Origin of the sequence: Virgibacillus sp. DJP39 (assembly GCF_049310925.1) — a bacterium.
GTDB lineage: Bacteria > Bacillota > Bacilli > Bacillales > Amphibacillaceae > Virgibacillus_F.
Genome location: NZ_JBMERP010000173.1, coordinates 1 through 1,623, shown reverse-complemented (window position 1 = coordinate 1,623; position 1,623 = coordinate 1). Strand labels below are relative to the sequence as shown.

The 1,623-nt window shown below is 42.7% G+C and carries 2 protein-coding genes; both read right to left on the bottom strand.

Features of this window, described 5'->3' with window-relative positions; all coding sequences use genetic code 11:
* The coding region (locus ACOI1D_RS21580) for an ExeA family protein (RefSeq protein WP_422504250.1) at positions 1 to 770 on the bottom strand (770 nt) is incomplete at its 3' end.
* Positions 763 to 1,623: DDE-type integrase/transposase/recombinase (locus ACOI1D_RS21575; protein WP_422504248.1), on the bottom strand; the 861-nt coding region annotated here is incomplete at its 5' end. The genes ACOI1D_RS21580 and ACOI1D_RS21575, both read right to left, overlap by 8 nt.

The following is a 1,623-nucleotide window of genomic DNA, read 5'->3' as shown; positions in this document are numbered from 1 at the left end:
ACAATTTCTTCATCAATCTGTTCTTTTTTAAGTTGTGCTCCAAATAATAAGCAATTCGCTGTCAATGTATTGATAACACGGGGCCAACCCTGTGATCGCAATGCAATTGCTTCAAAAGCCGTTTGTGTGAAAATCGGCATTTTAGCTCCGGCCATTTTTAAATGGTGTTCAATATACGTAAAAACATCTGTCTTGGGCAATGGTTGAAATTGATACCTCATAACGATTCGTTGTGCCAATGGACGGTGGTGATTTAAATGTAACCGGGTTCGCAGGTGTGGAAGCCCCGCTAAAATAAGAATGAACGGATTCGACGAATCCATTTGGAAATTAAACAGTATCGCTAAATCCTGTAAAAATGCATCTTTCGCCATATGCATTTCATCCAAAATGAAGACGGGTGTTACTTTACGTTCTTGATCCATCCGTTCGATGCCTTGTTGAATTTGGCGGAATAAGTCAACTTTACGGAACGTGGGTTGCTCTCCTAAACCGTAAGCCAGGCCCCGGTAAAAGTCCATAACACCGCCTGTTGATAGTGGAAAATAGACCACATGATACAGAGATGGGTTTAGTGATTCCTTGAATGAGCGCAGTGTGAATGTCTTTCCTACGCCAGGGTCACCAGTGATAAGCCCAATTCCTTTCGTCTTCTGCAAGTAATGTAAGCCATTTAATGCTTCTTGATAGATGGTTGAGCTAAATGCATCAGATGGTCTCATTTCTTTTGAAAATGGCTCTTTAGCTAGGGAATAAAATGTTTTATACATGGTCTTCACCTCCTTCCGAAGTATCGCGCACTTCAGATGGGGCAAACGGGGAGCGAGACCGTTTGACATGCGCATTGTCATTCATCGAGACGGGAATGGCGTCAGCCACTTTCTTATCATCTTCAAAAATGTATACACCGTGTTCGTCTAGCCGCACATCGATTTTATCCCCAATAAATTGGGATGGAACCTCGTACAACCTTTTATTCAATGTAATCGTTCCGTCCAGTTTAACCTTGCGTTGTTCACGCTTTAAAAATATCGTTTCAAGTTTAGCCGGATCCTCCAAAAAGGTAAGCTGATCCAGTTGTGATTGATACACTTCATGAGGTGTTTTACCATCTAGAGAGGCATGAACCCTTCGATGATAGTCTTCCTCCAGCCAGCGCCAAAATCGCTCATTTAATGCTTCTAAGGAATCAACAGGGTCCGCCTGTAATAATGGATAAAACCGCGTCTGTATTGTTTTGAATATTCTTTCAATTTTACCTTTTGCCTGTGGATCATAAGGCTGGGTATGTGCTAACGTTATCCCTAATTGCGCACAAGCGTATTGCAGCGTTTCTGATCGATAGATTTTTCCATTGTCCGCATAGATAATGGTTGGTTTCCCCCGGCGTACCAACGCTTCTTTTGTCACTACTCTCAGGCCATCAAACTTCTCGGATGTAAAGAACTGCCCGTAGGGCACCAGCCTTGAACAGTCATCTATAAAAGCGATAAGGAACGTCTTCTTCGGTTTTCCATTGATCTTTATATATGGGCCGTGGGAAAGGTCCGCTTGCCACAACACATTAACTTTTTCATGAGCGAATCGCTTTCGTTCTGGGCTCGAAGAGAAACTATTTCTTCC